The 15,305-nt window shown below is 64.1% G+C and carries 14 protein-coding genes and 1 other RNA gene; 6 read left to right on the top strand and 9 right to left on the bottom strand.

Translation table 11 applies throughout. The annotated features are described in order from the left end of the window. Positions 1-2: 2 nt before the first annotated feature. A complete protein-coding gene (locus AB4Y32_RS23785; protein WP_368723685.1) occupies positions 3-446 on the top strand; it encodes a carboxymuconolactone decarboxylase family protein in 444 nt (147 codons plus the stop codon). 267 nt (positions 447-713) lie between these two features. Here the strand turns inward: AB4Y32_RS23785 and AB4Y32_RS23790 are convergent, their stop codons facing one another. The 9 genes from AB4Y32_RS23790 to trxA form a co-directional block, all read right to left on the bottom strand. After that, positions 714-2,093: an MATE family efflux transporter gene (locus AB4Y32_RS23790; RefSeq protein WP_368723755.1), complete on the bottom strand. Its 1,380-nt coding sequence runs from the start codon at positions 2,091-2,093 to the stop codon at positions 714-716. Positions 2,094-2,095: 2 nt separating this feature from the next. Next, positions 2,096-3,853: an ArnT family glycosyltransferase gene (locus tag AB4Y32_RS23795; RefSeq protein ID WP_368723686.1), complete on the bottom strand. Its 1,758-nt coding sequence runs from the start codon at positions 3,851-3,853 to the stop codon at positions 2,096-2,098. A 108-nt stretch (positions 3,854-3,961) separates the two neighbouring features. Continuing rightward, positions 3,962-4,267: a hypothetical protein gene (locus AB4Y32_RS23800; protein ID WP_368723687.1), complete on the bottom strand. Its 306-nt coding sequence runs from the start codon at positions 4,265-4,267 to the stop codon at positions 3,962-3,964. A 58-nt stretch (positions 4,268-4,325) separates the two neighbouring features. Beyond that, entirely contained in the window at positions 4,326-4,589 is a 264-nt protein-coding gene (locus AB4Y32_RS23805) for a type B 50S ribosomal protein L31 (RefSeq protein WP_008921611.1), read from the bottom strand. 170 nt (positions 4,590-4,759) lie between these two features. Beyond that, a complete protein-coding gene (locus tag AB4Y32_RS23810; RefSeq protein WP_368723688.1) occupies positions 4,760-5,596 on the bottom strand; it encodes a M90 family metallopeptidase in 837 nt (278 codons plus the stop codon). Between the two features lie 51 nt (positions 5,597-5,647). Continuing rightward, positions 5,648-7,204: an MFS transporter gene (locus tag AB4Y32_RS23815; protein ID WP_368723689.1), complete on the bottom strand. Its 1,557-nt coding sequence runs from the start codon at positions 7,202-7,204 to the stop codon at positions 5,648-5,650. Next, positions 7,201-7,707 carry a MerR family transcriptional regulator gene (locus AB4Y32_RS23820; RefSeq protein WP_368723690.1) on the bottom strand — a complete coding sequence of 169 codons (507 nt, stop codon included), beginning with the start codon at positions 7,705-7,707 and terminating at the stop codon, positions 7,201-7,203. Before AB4Y32_RS23820 ends, AB4Y32_RS23815 begins: the two co-directional genes overlap by 4 nt. Positions 7,708-7,868: 161 nt before the next feature. After that, on the bottom strand, positions 7,869-9,131 hold the full coding sequence (gene rho / locus AB4Y32_RS23825) for a transcription termination factor Rho (RefSeq protein WP_012400357.1): 1,263 nt from the start codon (positions 9,129-9,131) through the stop codon (positions 7,869-7,871). A gap of 277 nt (positions 9,132-9,408) precedes the next feature. Next, positions 9,409-9,735 carry a thioredoxin TrxA gene (trxA, locus tag AB4Y32_RS23830; RefSeq protein WP_007586494.1) on the bottom strand — a complete coding sequence of 109 codons (327 nt, stop codon included), beginning with the start codon at positions 9,733-9,735 and terminating at the stop codon, positions 9,409-9,411. A gap of 455 nt (positions 9,736-10,190) precedes the next feature. On the opposite strand from trxA, the gene ffs reads away from it, so the two are divergent. The 5 genes from ffs (at position 10,191) to AB4Y32_RS23855 (ending at position 15,236) form a co-directional block, all read left to right on the top strand. Then, an RNA gene (gene ffs, locus AB4Y32_RS23835) (signal recognition particle sRNA small type) lies at positions 10,191-10,289 on the top strand. A gap of 183 nt (positions 10,290-10,472) precedes the next feature. After that, entirely contained in the window at positions 10,473-12,830 is a 2,358-nt protein-coding gene (gene dnaX, locus AB4Y32_RS23840) for a DNA polymerase III subunit gamma/tau (RefSeq protein WP_368723691.1), read from the top strand. Between the two features lie 62 nt (positions 12,831-12,892). Then, positions 12,893-13,219 carry a YbaB/EbfC family nucleoid-associated protein gene (locus AB4Y32_RS23845; RefSeq protein WP_006048866.1) on the top strand — a complete coding sequence of 109 codons (327 nt, stop codon included), beginning with the start codon at positions 12,893-12,895 and terminating at the stop codon, positions 13,217-13,219. 91 nt (positions 13,220-13,310) lie between these two features. After that, on the top strand, positions 13,311-13,907 hold the full coding sequence (gene recR / locus AB4Y32_RS23850) for a recombination mediator RecR (RefSeq protein WP_087735801.1): 597 nt from the start codon (positions 13,311-13,313) through the stop codon (positions 13,905-13,907). An 87-nt stretch (positions 13,908-13,994) separates the two neighbouring features. Then, positions 13,995-15,236, top strand: a complete 1,242-nt coding sequence (locus tag AB4Y32_RS23855) for a CaiB/BaiF CoA transferase family protein (protein ID WP_368723692.1) — start codon at positions 13,995-13,997, stop codon at positions 15,234-15,236. Positions 15,237-15,305: the final 69 nt, after the last annotated feature.

Genomic DNA, 15,305 nt, shown 5'->3' on the forward strand with positions numbered 1-15,305 from the left:
CAATGAACCACACACATGCAAACGCACAAGAGCAAACGCAAGAACAGGAGGGCGCACGCGACGATCGTTATGCGCGCGGCTGGGACAAGCTGAAGGAAATCGACGGAACGGCGGGAGAGAAGGTGATCGCGTCGCTCGCACCGATTGCGCCGGATTTCGCGCGGCTGCTGATCGAGTTTCCGTTCGGCGATGTGTACAGCCGTCCGCAACTGGACCTGCGCGCGAGAGAGATCGCGACGATCGCCGCATTGGCCGCGCTCGGCAATGCGCAGCCGCAACTGAAGGTGCACATCGAGGCGGCGCTCAATGTCGGATGCACGCGCGACGAGATCGTCGAGGTGTTCATGCAGATGGCCGTGTATGCGGGCTTTCCGGCGGCGTTGAATGCGTTGTTCGCGGCACGTGAAGTGTTCGCGCAGCGCGACGAGGAAGAGGTGGCTGAGTAGACGATATCTGTGACGAACGCGGGTTCAAGGAGGGGTTAAGGTGCAACTAACGGTCTGATTCGCCCGTTCACTCCCCCACGGCGCGCGCGGCGCGCGCTCGAGGCGTTGTCTTTAGAGGGATGTCGTCGCTTCCGGTGCAGGCGCTTATTGCTTTGCGGACGGAGGGGTTTTGCCGAAACGGAGGGGCGTACGAGCAAGCGGATCGCACGAGCGCATCTGAAACACCGATCGATGCGCATGCGGCCCGCACGAAAAGCGCCCATGCGTTCAGGCCGCGCTATCCGCCTGCATCTGCGCGCCCATCCGCACCGACCGCCTGCTGATCCAGCGCAGATAGAACGCGAGACCGACGCCGGCAATCGCCAGGCTCGCCGTATTCGCGAGCCAGAAGCCGCGTGCGCCCGTGAACGATGCGGGCACCCATCCGCCGACGTCGAAGCCGAGCGCATAGCCGCCGCCGAGTCCGACGCCCCACAACGCGACCGCGTAGATCACGGTCGGCACGACAGCGACGCGATACGCACGCAGCACGAACGCCGACGTGATTTGCAGTGCATCGCAGAGATGGTAGAAGACGACGATCAGCACCAGCGGCATCGCGGCCGCCGCGACCCGCGCATCCGGCGTATAGCCCGCGATGATCAGCGGACGCAGCGCGAGCACGATCACGCCGTAGCCGCACGCAATCGCGACGGCCATCGCGATGCCGTGCCGCGCGAGCGCGCGCGCCGCATCGTAGCGATGCGCGCCGAGCGCCTGGGCGACGAGCGTCGACGTCGCGATGCCGATCGATAGCGGCGTCATGTACAGCACGGCGCCGATGTTGCCCGCGATCTGATGCCCCGCCAGCGTCGTCGTGCCGAAACGCGCGATGAAGAGCGCCATGAAGGTGTACGACGTGACTTCGATCAGATACGAGAGCCCCATCGGAATGCCGAGCTTCAGCTGTGCGGCCTGACGGCGCCATACGGGCCAGCAGAAATGCGCGAAGATCGCGAACGGCCGGAACACGTCGAGCTTCGTCATTGCCAGCATGCCGACGATGGCGAGCGTCCAGTTGATCAACGTGCTGGCGAGCGCGCAGCCCGGGCCGCCGAGCGCCGGCACGCCAGTTCCGCCGAAGATCAGCCATGTGTTGAGCGGCAGCTTCAGCATCAGCGCGCCGATCTGCAGGATCATCACGAGCCGCGGCTGGCCGACGGCATTCGTCAGCGAGCTGTAGACGCGAAACGCAAGGCTCGCCGGCAGGCCGAACGCGACTATCTGCAGGTACGACACGGTGCGCTCGCGCAGCGCCTCGGGCGCGCGCGCAAGCTGCAGTAGCGGGTGAGGGAAGTAGAGAACCAGAAAGCCGATGACAGCGAGCGCGAACGCAAGCCACAGCGCCTGGCGCACTTCCTCGCCGATCTCGTCGTAACGGGCAGCGCCGTACAGCTGGCCCGCGATCGGCTGCAACGCGGTCAGAATGCCCGTCAGGCCGATATACACGGAGATGTAGATCGACGAGCCGAGGGCGAGCGCGGCCAGATCCGTCGCCGAGTAGCGGCCGACCATCGCCGTGTCGATCACGCCGAACGCGATGATTGCCAGCTGACCGATCAGCACGGGCCATGCGAGCCCGGCGATTTTCCGCACATCGGCGAACATCGTCAGCCGTGTTTCTTCGGGCGCCACGGGTGGCGTTTGACGGGCGGCTGCGGGCGGTCGATGCGCACGTACAGCCGGAAGCGTTCATCGCGGTCGGCGGCGCGGCGGCCTTCCCACACGAGCTTCCACACGAAGTTCGACATCGAGCTGGGCTCGCCGAAGTCCTGCGTGTCCTGGCGCAGGATCACGTCGCAGTCTTCATCGAACGAAAAATGCATGTCGCCGAAATAGGCAAACGTCGCGATTTGCGCATCGCCGAGACGCACGGGCGCAATGCAGTTGTAGTCGGACGGCAGATTCGCGGAAATCTGCTCGGCCACGTCCTTGTAGGTCCGGCTGTAGTTGACGACGGGCAGCCAGAGCGTCATCAGCAGCACCCACATCAGCGTCGTGCCCGCGCTCGACAGCACGACGCTGCGCCACAGCACTTTCGGATGGCGCGCGACGCGCCATTGCACGAGCGCGAACCAGCAGAGCGTCACGGCCACCGCGCACAGGAACGACAGGATCTTGAACTGCGGCGTGAAGCCCGGCGCGAGCCGCGCGAGATTGCGCGCAAGCTGATGCGGAAAGCCCGTCATGCCCGCAAGCCACACGAGCCACACGAACGTGCCGAGCACCGTGAAGCTCAGTACCGCGAACCAGTCGATTGCGTTGATCGCGCCGCGCTTGAGCGTCGGCAACGCGAACGCGGCGATCACCGAGAGCGCGGGCATCAGCAGCGTGAAAAGGCGGTTCGTTCCCTGGCTTTGCAGCACGACGAGAATCAGCAGCGGTGCGATCACCGACAGCGGAATCGCGATGTGTGGCGCGCGCCGCAGTCCCGCCCAGCTGAACCACGCCCAGATCGCGAGCGGCCACGCAGGCCACGCGAAGAGCGGCAGGTTCTTGACGGCGTACAGCAGCGTCGAGCCGTACGGACCGGCGAACGCGTGCAGGCTGGTGCGCATCCACTGGTGAAGGAACCAGACCGCGTCGCCGGGGAAGAGTGCGATCGCCGTGAGCGGCCACACGACCGAGAGCACGAGCGCGACGGGCAGCCCCGCGAGCATCAGCGTGCGCCAGTGCGTTTCGTGCACGATGATCAGCATCGCAAACGTGCCGACGAGCAGCGCGCCGACCAGCACGGGATTGCTCGTCAGCGCGACGAGGCCGATCGCGCAACCCCAGATCAGCGCGCCCTGGACGGGCTTGTCGATCATCCGCACGAGGCCGTAGACGAGCATCGCGATGCAGACGAATTGCGCGATCTGCGGCGTCGTTTCGTGGCCGCGCTCGGCGAGGCCGAAGATCGCGAGCAGGATCAGCAGCGCGCCGTCGCCGAGCGTGCGGCCGTAGTCGCGCGGCTCGGGCTCGCCGCCGAATGCGTACTTGAACGGCTGCACTTCGGGCCGGCGGCCGAGCAGATAGGCCGCGTACCAGACGAACGCGCAAGCGGCGCAGAACAGCAGGCCCGTGAACACGCGCGACGCGTTGCTCGCGTCGACGAGCGGGTCCAGCACGCGGATCGCGCTCGCGCCGAGCCAGTAGCCGAGCGGCGCATCCGACGTGATGTACTTGCCGACGAGATTGGGCAGCATCCAGTCGTGCAGCGTGCCGTTGGCCATCGTCCACATGACGCCGAAGCCGGCTGCGTCTTCCGTCTTCCACGGGTCGCGGCCGAACAGGCCAAACGACGCGTACACGACGCAGATAGTGAGCAGCAGCCAGCGCGGCAGCGCGCTGGTGGCGGAAGCGGTGAGGCGAACGACAGATCTCATGCGGTGTTCGTGTGAGGCCGACCGGGCGGCAGCCGTGAGTTATTGATGGAGCGCAGGAGGCGTCTCTGAATGAGCATGCGGCATTGTAGACGCGCGGCACGGTGCCCGTCACAAACGCACGCCGATGCCGCGGATGGAAGCAGGGCGGCGAAGCGGGCTTTCAGGCCGGCGTTCGGCGTGGACCAGGCGGGTGTTGCGGCGGGCTTCAGGCGGACTTTGCTTCGACGCCAGCCGTCGCACCGACAGTTGTTGTCGCACGCAGGCATCAATAGCAATGGATATGGATGCAACCCGCATGCAACGCGGCGCAATGCTGTATCGCGCGAAGCGGAGGCATGCGGCAAGCGAGCCGACTCTGCCCAACAAAAACCTTCCGCCGACAAAAAAGGGCAGCTTGCGCTGCCCTTCTTGCATCGTGGCGGCCCGGACGGGAGTCGGGGCCTGCAACGTGTACTGCCGGTTACTTCGCCGGTTACTTCGCGGCCTTGCCCGAAGCGCGGGCGCCGAACTTCTTGTTGAACTTCTCGACGCGGCCGGCCGTGTCCATGATCTTCTGCTGGCCCGTGTAGAACGGGTGCGATTCCGACGAAACTTCGATCTTCGCCAGCGGGTAGGTCTTGCCGTTGAATTCGGCCGTTTCACGCGTCTGGATGGTCGAGCGCGTCACGAACTTGAAGTCGTTCGACATATCGACGAACAGGACTTCGCGGTAATTCGGGTGGATGCCTTCTTTCATGGTCTTTCCTTTAATCTGGCGGTAGCCAACCCGGGAGCCGGAAAATTCCGCAACCGCGAGCCACTTGCCTAAGGTCGAAAAAGCGAGATTATGCCAGAAAATCAGTCGTTTGACGAGGTTCGTGCGGGTTTTTTCGCAAGCTTCGGCGGCTGTCCGCTTCGTGCGACGCGCTACGCGTCCGTCTGTCCGGGCGCGCCCATATGCGCCGGGTCCTGCCGGTAGTAGCGGGCGAGCAGCCGGTAAAGCTCCGGATATTCCGCTTCGAACTCCCGCGGCTTCACGAACAGCGCCTCGCTGCACACGGCAAAAAATTCCGACGGATGGTCGGCGGCGTACGGATCGATCAGCGATTCGCGTTCGAAGCGCGCCCAGCGTCGCTCCGGCACGGCATCCACCTTCGCGCAGAACTGGTCGTACGCGTGATCGAATACGTCCGCCCACTGCGCGGAATCGAGCGGCGCATGCAGCTTGCGAAAGAGGGGCGGGTGGCCGTCGGCTTCGCCCGTCACCATGTCGATCTTGTGGGCGAACTCGTGAATCACGACGTTGTACGCGTCCGAGCCGTCCGTCATCTGCGCGTCTTCCCATGACAGGATCACGGGCCCGCCTTCCCACGCTTCGCCGCTTGCATCGTGTTCGACTTCATGGACGACGCCGTCCTCGTCCTCGACGGTTTTGCGGATCACGAACTCGCCAGGATAGACGATCACGCCGACCCAGCCGCGATACAGATCGAGCCCGAGATTCAGCACGGGCAGGCACGCCTGCACGGCGATCGCGACGGTGATCTGATTTGTCAGCTCGAGATCGTGCGCGGTCGAGAACTCCTTTTGCGCGATGAAGAGGCTCGTCATGTCGCGCAGGCGCGCGAGGTCGGCTGCGCCGAGGCGCGTTAGAAACGGCAGGCCGTCGAGCGTGGCCTGCCAGAGCGCGTCGTCGATCGCGTGCGTGCGCAGCGCGCGATCGCGGCGGCGCGTGTCGAGCCATTGAGTGAATTTCGAAAGCATCGCGCAGTTGCCTCGCAGTTGCCCGTTTTCGCTAGCGTTACCGATACGAATCTAGTCGATCTGCTTTTGCCATGCTGCGAAAATGCCGCCGCATACGGCCACGCCGATCAGAAAGTAAAACCCGTCGAGCGAGGCGAGAAAGCTCGCCTGTTGCGCGACCATCCGGCTCACCTCGACGACAGCCAGCGCATGCGCGTCGGCGGTCGAGCGGCCCGCCGCCGCGAGGCCGCGCGTAAGCGCCGCGATCGTATTCTCGAAAGCCGGATTGTACGGATTCGCGAACTCGGCGAGCCGTGTCTGATGCAGCGCCTGACGATGCTGCTCGACGATGATCACCGATGCCGTCGCGAACGAAATCGTCAGTTGCCGGACGATGTTCTTCAGGCGGTAGCCATGCGAGAACTCCTCGATGGCAAAGATTCTAAACGTCAGGTTCGCGACGGGCAGCACGATGAAAAGCAGCAGCAAGCCACGCAGCAGGAGCGGTGCGATCAACGCTGCTTCGCCGACGGCGGGCGACATGCGCGTCATCCACGCGGCCGCGGACGCCGCCACGGCGAAGCCGGGCACGATGATCCATTTCTTGCGCGGCAGCAGTTTCGCGTAGCGCAGATACGCGAAGAGGGCCGTCGCCGAAATCAGCGACGTAACGCCGACCAGTTGCCCCGTGTTCTCGACGGGATAGCCGAGGCCGGTTTCGAGAAAGCGCGAGATGAGATAGCTGAACGCCGTCGATTCGTAATAGTAGAACATGTACAGCACGAGCCCGACCTGGAAGGTCTTTTCGCGCAACGCGTGCAGCCGCACGAGCGGCGACGGATGATGCCACTGATGCCAGACGAACCACGCAAGCGCCGCGATGCCCGCTGCGGTCAGAATGAGCAAATTCGGCGATGTGATGAAGAGCTGGAAGCGCACCTGCTGCATCACGATTTGCAGCGCACCTTGCGCGAACGCGAAGATGATGTATGGCCAGAAGTGCGTCGCGCCGCGTTCTTCCGGCGTGCGGCCGCCGGAGTCGGGCAGCGCGAGCATCGCGAGCACGGCGAACAGCACGCCGAACGGCGCGGTGCACGCAAAGAGCGCGCGCCACGTGAAATGCGCGACCAGTTGTCCGCCGACGAGCGGCGCGAGCGCGCTGCACAGCACGATCAGGATCAGGAAGGCGCGCGTTGCAGCCGGCCGCCGCTGCGCCGTGAAGCTCAGCTGGATGAGGATGCGGCACGTCCCCATCATCGGGCCGATGAAGTAGCCCTGAAAGCCGCGCGCGAACAGCAGGCCGAACGTCGTATCGCACAGCGCGGCGGCGACGGCGCCCGCCGCATAGAGCAGCATGCAGCCGGCCACGTAACGCCGGTAGCCGACGCGGTCGACCCACCATTGCTGTTGCAGAATGCCGAGCACGGCCGCGACGGCATACGCACTCGACGACCACACCAGTTCGTCCGGCGACGCGTTGACGCCGCCCGCGATGTAGCTGGCGAAGAACGAGAAGATCGCGTTGTCGAAGTAGTCGAGGCCGGTGACGACGGCCAGCACCCATGGGAAGAAATCGCCGCGCAGTTTCTCCGCGCTGAAGATCTGCGCGCGCGGTAAGCCTGCGTTCATGCTTTCGTGCCCTTGCTCCCGGCACGTCTGGTGGCGGCCGCGGCGCGGCGCTGACTGATCAGCTCATCGGCGCTTTCGCCGGCAAGACGCCGCTCGACGTAATTCAGGTCGTCGGCGAGTTCGGACTTGAGCTTCTGCACTTCTTTCAGTTCGCGCCGCACGGATTCGATGCGCGCATCGAGCGATTCGATCTGTTGCGCGAGGCCGTCGCGAATCTGCTGCAGCGAGTCCATCGAGTAGCGGTTGCGTCCGCCTTCCGTCGTTTCGAGCGGGCGTTTCAGCATTTCCGTGATGCCCGCCAGCGAGAAGCCCAGCGCGCGCAAACGCAAGATGCGCGAAAAGCGTTCGAGGTCGTCTTCGTCGTACAGGCGATAGCGGCCTTCGCTGCGGCTGGGCGTGACGAGGCCGCGTTCTTCGTAATACTTGAGCGTGCGCGGCGTGACGTTCAGACGTTCGGCGGCGTCGCGCACGGTCAGCAGAGTGGGGGAGGCGTCGTTCGGCATGGCGATGCTTCACATGTCGGTCGTGATGTGAGCGCATTATAGATCAACGTGTACGTTCACGTACAGGATGGGGTGTTGACCACAGGATGTACGGACGAAAAAAAACGCCTGCGCGGCGGCAGGCGTTCTTGTGTTCGAAGGTTCGAAGCGCTGGGTGGCGATCAACCGCCGCGGCGCATCATGTCGAAGAACTCGGCGTTGTTCTTTGTCTGGCGGATCTTGTCGAGCAGGAATTCCATCGCTTCGACTTCGTCCATGTCGTGGATGAACTTGCGCAGCACCCAGATCTTTTGCAGGATCTCGGGCTTGATCAGCAGCTCTTCGCGGCGCGTGCCCGACTTGTTCAGATTGATAGACGGATAGACGCGCTTCTCCGCGAGGCGGCGCTCGAGGTGCACTTCCATGTTGCCCGTGCCCTTGAACTCTTCATAGATCACGTCGTCCATGCGGCTGCCCGTTTCGATCAGTGCCGTGCCGATGATGGTCAACGAACCGCCTTCCTCGATGTTGCGCGCCGCGCCGAAGAAGCGCTTCGGACGCTGCAACGCGTTCGCATCGACACCGCCCGTCAGCACCTTGCCCGATGCCGGCACGACCGTGTTGTACGCGCGTGCGAGACGCGTGATCGAGTCGAGCAGAATCACGACGTCGTTCTTCATTTCGACGAGGCGCTTTGCCTTTTCGATCACCATTTCGGCGACCTGCACGTGACGCGCGGCCGGTTCGTCGAACGTCGACGCGATCACTTCGCCCGCCACCGAGCGCTGCATTTCCGTCACCTCTTCCGGACGCTCGTCGATGAGCAGCACGAACAGGATCACGTCGGGGTGGTTCTGCTTGATCGCGTGCGCGATGTGCTGAAGCATCACCGTCTTGCCCGACTTCGGCGACGCGACGAGCAGGCCGCGCTGGCCCTTGCCGATGGGCGCGATCATGTCGATGATGCGGCCCGTGACGTTCTCTTCGCCGCGCATCTCACGTTCGAGCAGCAGCACCTTGTTCGGGTGCAGCGGCGTCAGGTTCTCGAACATGATCTTGTGCTTCGAGGCCTCGGGCGGCTGGCCGTTGACCTTGTCGACCTTCACCAGGGCGAAATAGCGCTCGCCGTCCTTCGGCGTGCGGACTTCGCCTTCGATGGTGTCGCCCGTATGCAGGTTGAACCGGCGGATCTGCGACGGGCTGATGTAGATGTCATCCGTGCTTGCGAGATACGAGGTTTCCGGCGAGCGCAGGAAGCCAAAGCCGTCAGGCAGCACTTCGAGCGTGCCGTCACCGAAGATCGTTTCGCCCGTTTTGGCGCGTTTTTTTAGAATGGCGAACATCAGTTCCTGCTTGCGCAGGCGGTTCGCACTTTCGATCTCGAGACCATTGGCCATCTCGATCAATTGGGACACGTGTAGCGTCTTAAGCTCGGATAAATGCATACGGAGAACCCGCAGAGAAGGTGCGACCTGAAATGAAATCTGGGAGGAGAGGTGAGCGGAACCGCTCAAGGACCTACTCGTCTTTTAGACGTTTTATAGATTCTAGCATAGCACACGCCAATTCCAGCCTGCGCGGCCGGTTGGACTTGACGCATGATTCTTGTTGTCACGGGACAACAAGAATCATGCGGCTCGCTCGATGCATCAACTCACTGCAAGTTTTGCGAGCCGAGCGGCGCGCATGCGATGCATGCGTGCCGTGTCTGCGTGTGGCGGATTAAAGATTGCCGTCGAGGAACGCAGTGAGCTGCGACTTCGACAGTGCGCCTACCTTCTGTGCAGCAACTGCGCCGTTCTTGAACAGGATCAGCGTGGGGATGCCGCGCACGCCGAACTTGACGGGCGTGGACTGATGTTCGTCGACGTTGATCTTGGCGATCTGCAGGCGATCAGCGTAGTCCTTCGCAACTTCGTCGAGGATCGGCGCGATCATCTTGCACGGGCCGCACCATTCCGCCCAGAAGTCGAGCAGCACGGGTTTATCGGATTTGACGACGTCCTGTTCAAACGATGCGTCGCTGATATGCTTGATGTGTTCGCTCATTGTGTGAATACCTCTTTCGGTTCGAGGCCTGCTTTGAATGCCCGCCACGATACAACAAAATCAGAAAACTTTCCGTTCGCTTTACCACAGGACAAACCATGAAAGCCGACGCGCGAAGCACTGTGGGGACAGTTTCGGGAAGGCGACCTGGCTTGGCTTTGCGGGTCACTTGAACGTCAGTTTAGCCTAAATTGCTATGCGTTGCCCGCCGTGATAGTACGCCTTCGGGCGGTAGGGTCTCGCACCGCTCGCGGCTGCACTGGCAAGGCTTCGGCGCATATTCCGAATGCCTCGTGCGCTTGGCGCGCACGCTGCAACGCGTCGTGACAAACCGTATCTGGAGATCATGCGGGCGAACACAAGAGGGGGAAGGTGTCGACGTTGCTGTTCCGTTATGGCGGCTTTTGTCCCGATGCCTCTCGCGCAGCGCAGCAGGCGATGTTACAATACGACGTGACGGGCCTCCTCGCATGGAGGGGCGGTCAACCTGGTCAGGTCGGGAACGAAGCAGCCACAGCCGTTTTCCGCCAGTGCCGAGGGTCGGGCTCGTCACCTTCCTTTCTTCCCATCTGCGTCACCTTTCCCCCAGCATTTCTCGTCATCTGCGTTGGTCGAAGCGCGGCATGTTCTGGCGCTTGCCTCACGAAATTCAATGAGCCGTCAGAGCGTTGACACGGCTTGCGCGAGCGCGCGATCGATTCGTCTTTTCGCGTCAGCGTTGCTGATACAATTTCCCGATGACCTATCAAGTTCTCGCACGCAAGTGGCGGCCGAAGGATTTCGCTTCGCTCGTCGGACAGGAGCACGTGGTGCGCGCGCTCACGCACGCGCTCGACGGTGGCCGTCTGCACCACGCCTATCTGTTTACGGGCACGCGCGGTGTCGGCAAGACGACGCTCTCGCGTATCTTCGCGAAGGCGCTCAATTGTGAAACGGGCGTGACGGCCACGCCGTGTGGCGTCTGCCGTGCTTGCCGCGAGATCGACGAGGGGCGCTTCGTCGATTACCTCGAGATGGACGCGGCGAGCAATCGCGGCGTCGACGAAATGGCTGCGCTGCTCGAACGCGCCGTGTATGCGCCCGTCGATGCGCGCTTCAAGGTCTACATGATCGACGAAGTGCACATGCTCACGAACCACGCGTTCAACGCGATGTTGAAGACGCTGGAAGAGCCGCCGCCGCACGTCAAGTTCATCCTCGCGACGACCGACCCGCAGAAGATTCCCGTCACAGTGCTCTCGCGCTGCCTTCAGTTCAACCTGAAGCAGATGCCGGCAGGGCATATCGTGTCGCATCTCGAGCGCATCCTCGGCGAAGAGAACATTCCGCACGACGCACAGGCGTTGCGCCTGCTCGCGCGCGCCGCCGATGGCTCGATGCGCGATGCGTTGTCGCTGACCGACCAGGCGATCGCATACTCGGCCAATCAGGTCACTGAGGAAGCAGTGCGCGGCATGCTCGGCGCGCTCGATCAGAGCTATCTGATTCGTCTCCTCGATGCTCTCGTCGCGGGCGACGGTGCCGCAGTGCTGTCCGTCGCCGACGAGATGGCGTTGCGAAGCCTGTCGTTCTCGACTGCGCTGCAAGATCTCGCGGGTCTTTTGCACAAGATCGCGTGGGCGCATTTCGCGCCGTCGTCGGTGCTGGAAGAGTGGCCGGAGGCCGCCGACCTGCGCCGTTTCGCCGATGCGCTGAGTCCCGAGCAGGTTCAGCTGTTCTATCAGATCGCGACGATCGGCCGAAGCGAGCTGGGACTCGCGCCCGATGAATACGCCGGTTTCACGATGACGCTGTTGCGGATGCTCGCCTTCGAACCGGCGCCGAATGGCGGCGGCGGTGGCGTGGCGCCTGCGGGACGCTCGACGGTTCCGGCTGCGGCTGGAGCGAAGCGCGCAGGCGCGCCCGTCGCGGCGGCGGCTGTGAGCGAGGCACAGGCTCGTCCAATCGTGACGACTGCTTCCGCACCGAAGCCCGAATCCGTGCCCGCTCAGCCGAAAGCGGTCAGCGAAGCACCTGAAATCGCAGCAGCCGCAACTGTCGATGCCGGCGCGACATCGACCACCGGCGGGGCCGAGGAAATCGACGAAGCACCTGCCGCCTCAAACACCGCGGAAGCTTCGCCAGTTGACCCAGCCACGCCGGACGACTACCCGCCCTCAGAAGCCGCAGCCGCGCCACAACTGCAGCCCGAAGCCGCGCCGCGCCGCGCGGGCGGTGCGAGCGCCGCGCTCGACGTGCTGCGCAACGCGGGCATGAAAGTATCGACGGAGCGCGGCGCTTCGGCCCGTTCGGTTTCCGCTGCGCCGGCCGCAGCCGCGTCTCCCGCGCCGACGAAGCCTGCCGCGCCCCGCGTCGCCGTTCGCGTGACGACGCCCGATCCGGCCCGCCGCGCCGCAGCCGCCGCGGACCGGGAGACGTCCGCTCGCGCGCAGCCGTCGCGTGGCGCGCAACAGCAAGGCGGCTCGTCCGTTCCGCCGTGGGAAGACATTCCGCCTGACGACTACATTCCCGCGCAGTCGGACGATGCGTTCTTCGCGCCTTCCGACGACAACTTCATTCCCGTTTTCGACAGCGGTCCCGATGACGTGGTCGTCGCGCGAGGCAGCGCGTCCTCCGCGGTGCCCGCACCCGCGCCCGTCGTCGACATCCGCACGCTGCCGCCCGCCGTGCCGCTCAATCCGATCGGTTTCGACGGCGACTGGCCGGCGCTCGCCGTCACGCTCCCGCTCAAGGGCATCTCGTACCAGCTTGCGTTCAACAGCGAGTTGATGGCCGTCGAGGGCAAGACGCTGAAGCTCAACGTCGCGGTCCAGCTTTACGCCGAGCCTGCGCAGATCGCGAAGCTGAAAGCGGCGCTCGCCGAACGGCTCGGCGGCGAGATCGACGTGCAGGTCGAAGTCGGTCCCGTGCAGCGCACGGCCGCAGTGCTCGATGCGATCGAGCGCGCGAAGCGCCAACAGGATGCCGAGCGCGAAATCGGCGCCGATCCGTTCGTGCAATCCCTGATCCGCGAGTTCGGCGCGAGCATCGTGCCGGGCTCGGTGCGTCCCCTCACGCCGGGCGCCGACGGCGGCCACAACGCCGCCAGCCACTGACTCCCGCGCGCGCCGGATGAACGCGCGTCAACCGGAATTCACCATTACGAAGGAGCAAGTCCATGATGAAAGGTCAACTCGCCGGGCTGATGAAGCAAGCCCAGCAGATGCAAGAGAACATGAAGAAGATGCAGGAGCAACTCGCGCAGATCGAAGTCGAGGGGCAGTCGGGCGCGGGCCTCGTCAAGGTGACGATGACCTGCAAGAACGACGTGCGCCGCGTGTCGATCGACCCGAGCCTGCTCGCCGACGACAAGGACATGCTCGAAGATCTCGTGGCGGCCGCGTTCAACGACGCCGTGCGCAAGGCGGAAGCCACCGCGCAGGAGAAGATGGGCGGCATGACCTCGGGCCTGCCGCTGCCGCCGGGCTTCAAGCTGCCATTCTGATCGCACGGGGAGTTCGCGCGCGGGCATCGGGCGCTCTGCCCGCAGCCCGTGTGCGACTCGCCGAACTCACTATCGACGCCGCCGTTCCAGCATGAAACAACCTTCCGCCTTGTCGGCGCTCGTCGAAGCGCTGCGCGTTCTGCCCGGCGTCGGGCCGAAGTCTGCGCAACGCATGGCGTACCACCTGATGCAGCACGATCGGGACGGCGCCGAAAAGCTCGGCCGCTCGTTGCTGTTCGCGACCGAGCATCTGCAGCACTGCGAGAAGTGCAACACCTTCACGGAAGCGCAGATCTGCGAAGTCTGCAGCGATACCGAACGCGATCCGACGCTACTGTGCGTCGTCGAAACACCCGCCGATCAGATCATGCTCGAACAGACGATGACCTATCGCGGGCTCTATTTCGTGCTGATGGGGCGGCTGAGTCCGCTCGACGGCATCGGCCCGAAAGAGATTCATTTCGACCGTCTCGTCAAGCGTGCGTCGGATGGCGTCGTCAAGGAAGTCGTGCTCGCAACCAACTTCACGAACGAAGGCGAGGCGACGGCGCATTACCTCGGGCAAACGCTGAAGGCGCGCGGCCTGTCGGTGACACGTCTCGCGCGCGGCGTCCCTGTCGGCGGCGAGCTCGAGTATGTCGATGCTGGCACCATCGCGCGCGCGATGCTCGACAGGCGCTCGATGTAGCAGCTAATGAGCATCGAGCGCGCATCGAACGCGTTGCGAACCGACGCATCGACGGCGTCTGGCAAGTACAAGAAGATCGGGAGACACATGAGCACATCGACTGCAACGCCAGCAGAACCGCACAAAGGACCGACCCAGGGCCCGCTCGCGGGCGTCAAGGTGCTCGAACTCGGCACGCTGATCGCCGGGCCGTTCGCCGCGCGCTTTCTCGGCGAGTTCGGCGCGGACGTGATCAAGATCGAAGACCCGAAGGGCGGCGACCCGCTGCGCAAATGGCGCAAGCTCTATCCCGAAGTGGGCGGCACGTCGCTGTGGTGGGCCGTGCAGGCGCGCAACAAGAAGTCGGTGACGATCAACCTCAAGGCCGACGAAGGCAAGGAAATCGTCCGCGAGCTCGCGAAAGAAGCCGATATCGTCGTCGAGAATTTCCGCCCGGGGCAGCTCGAAAAGCTCGGGCTCGGCTATGACGTGCTGTCGAAGGAGAACCCCGGCCTCGTGATGGTGCGCCTGTCCGGCTACGGGCAGACGGGGCCGTACCGCGACCGTCCGGGTTTCGGCGCGATCGCCGAATCGATGGGCGGTCTGCGCCATATCACCGGGTATCCGGATCTGCCGCCGCCGCGCATCGGCATTTCGATCGGCGATTCGATCGCGGCGCTGCATGGCGTGATCGGCGCGCTGATGGCGCTGCATCACCGTGAGGTGAACGGCGGCAAAGGGCAGGTCGTCGATGTGGCGCTGTACGAAGCCGTCTTCAACATGATGGAAAGCGTGGTGCCCGAGTACGGTGTGTACGGCATGGTGCGCGAGCGCACGGGCGCTTCGCTGCCGGGCATCGTGCCGTCGAATACGTATCCGTGCCGCGACGGCAGTATCGTGATCGGTGGCAACAGCGATCCGATTTTCAAGCGGCTGATGATCGCGATCGACCGCGAAGACCTCGCTGACGATCCGGCGCTCGCGCACAACGACGGCCGCGTGCCGCGCACGCAGGAGATCGACGGCGCGATCGCGGCGTGGCTTGCGAATCGCACGATCGACGAGGCGCTCGACGTGCTGAACGCCGCCGACGTGCCCGTGGGCCGCATCTACAGCGTCGCCGACATGTTCACCGATCCGCAATACGCCGCGCGCCAGATGATCCAGAGCTTCAAATGGCAGGACGGCCGCGACATCGCGCTGCCGGGTGTCACGCCCAAGCTCTCCGAAACGCCCGGCGAAACGCGCTGGCTCGGGCCCGAACTGGGTGAACATACGGATGAAGTTCTGCAAACGCTGGGTTATGATGCGGACCACATCGCAAGGTTGCACGCGCAACAGATCGTTTGAGCGTTGAAGAGACGGACGCGAGCGAAGTTCGCAAAGCCGGCCGACGGGACCGGCGACAGAACAACGCAA

The organism is Paraburkholderia phymatum (genome assembly GCF_040965635.1).
GTDB classification, from domain to species: Bacteria; Pseudomonadota; Gammaproteobacteria; order Burkholderiales; family Burkholderiaceae; genus Paraburkholderia; species Paraburkholderia phymatum_B.

Excerpts from the sequence above, each read along its gene's own strand:
- AB4Y32_RS23785 (WP_368723685.1), top strand. The coding sequence starts at position 3 with ATGAACCACACACATGCAAACGCACAAGAGCAAACGCAAGAACAGGAG.
- AB4Y32_RS23790 (WP_368723755.1), bottom strand. The coding sequence starts at position 2,093 with ATGTTCGCCGATGTGCGGAAAATCGCCGGGCTCGCATGGCCCGTGCTG.
- AB4Y32_RS23795 (WP_368723686.1), bottom strand. The coding sequence starts at position 3,853 with ATGAGATCTGTCGTTCGCCTCACCGCTTCCGCCACCAGCGCGCTGCCG.
- AB4Y32_RS23800 (WP_368723687.1), bottom strand. The coding sequence starts at position 4,267 with ATGCAAGAAGGGCAGCGCAAGCTGCCCTTTTTTGTCGGCGGAAGGTTT.
- AB4Y32_RS23805 (WP_008921611.1), bottom strand. The coding sequence starts at position 4,589 with ATGAAAGAAGGCATCCACCCGAATTACCGCGAAGTCCTGTTCGTCGAT.
- AB4Y32_RS23810 (WP_368723688.1), bottom strand. The coding sequence starts at position 5,596 with ATGCTTTCGAAATTCACTCAATGGCTCGACACGCGCCGCCGCGATCGC.
- AB4Y32_RS23815 (WP_368723689.1), bottom strand. The coding sequence starts at position 7,204 with ATGAACGCAGGCTTACCGCGCGCGCAGATCTTCAGCGCGGAGAAACTG.
- AB4Y32_RS23820 (WP_368723690.1), bottom strand. The coding sequence starts at position 7,707 with ATGCCGAACGACGCCTCCCCCACTCTGCTGACCGTGCGCGACGCCGCC.
- rho (WP_012400357.1), bottom strand. The coding sequence starts at position 9,131 with ATGCATTTATCCGAGCTTAAGACGCTACACGTGTCCCAATTGATCGAG.
- trxA (WP_007586494.1), bottom strand. The coding sequence starts at position 9,735 with ATGAGCGAACACATCAAGCATATCAGCGACGCATCGTTTGAACAGGAC.
- dnaX (WP_368723691.1), top strand. The coding sequence starts at position 10,473 with ATGACCTATCAAGTTCTCGCACGCAAGTGGCGGCCGAAGGATTTCGCT.
- AB4Y32_RS23845 (WP_006048866.1), top strand. The coding sequence starts at position 12,893 with ATGATGAAAGGTCAACTCGCCGGGCTGATGAAGCAAGCCCAGCAGATG.
- recR (WP_087735801.1), top strand. The coding sequence starts at position 13,311 with ATGAAACAACCTTCCGCCTTGTCGGCGCTCGTCGAAGCGCTGCGCGTT.
- AB4Y32_RS23855 (WP_368723692.1), top strand. The coding sequence starts at position 13,995 with ATGAGCACATCGACTGCAACGCCAGCAGAACCGCACAAAGGACCGACC.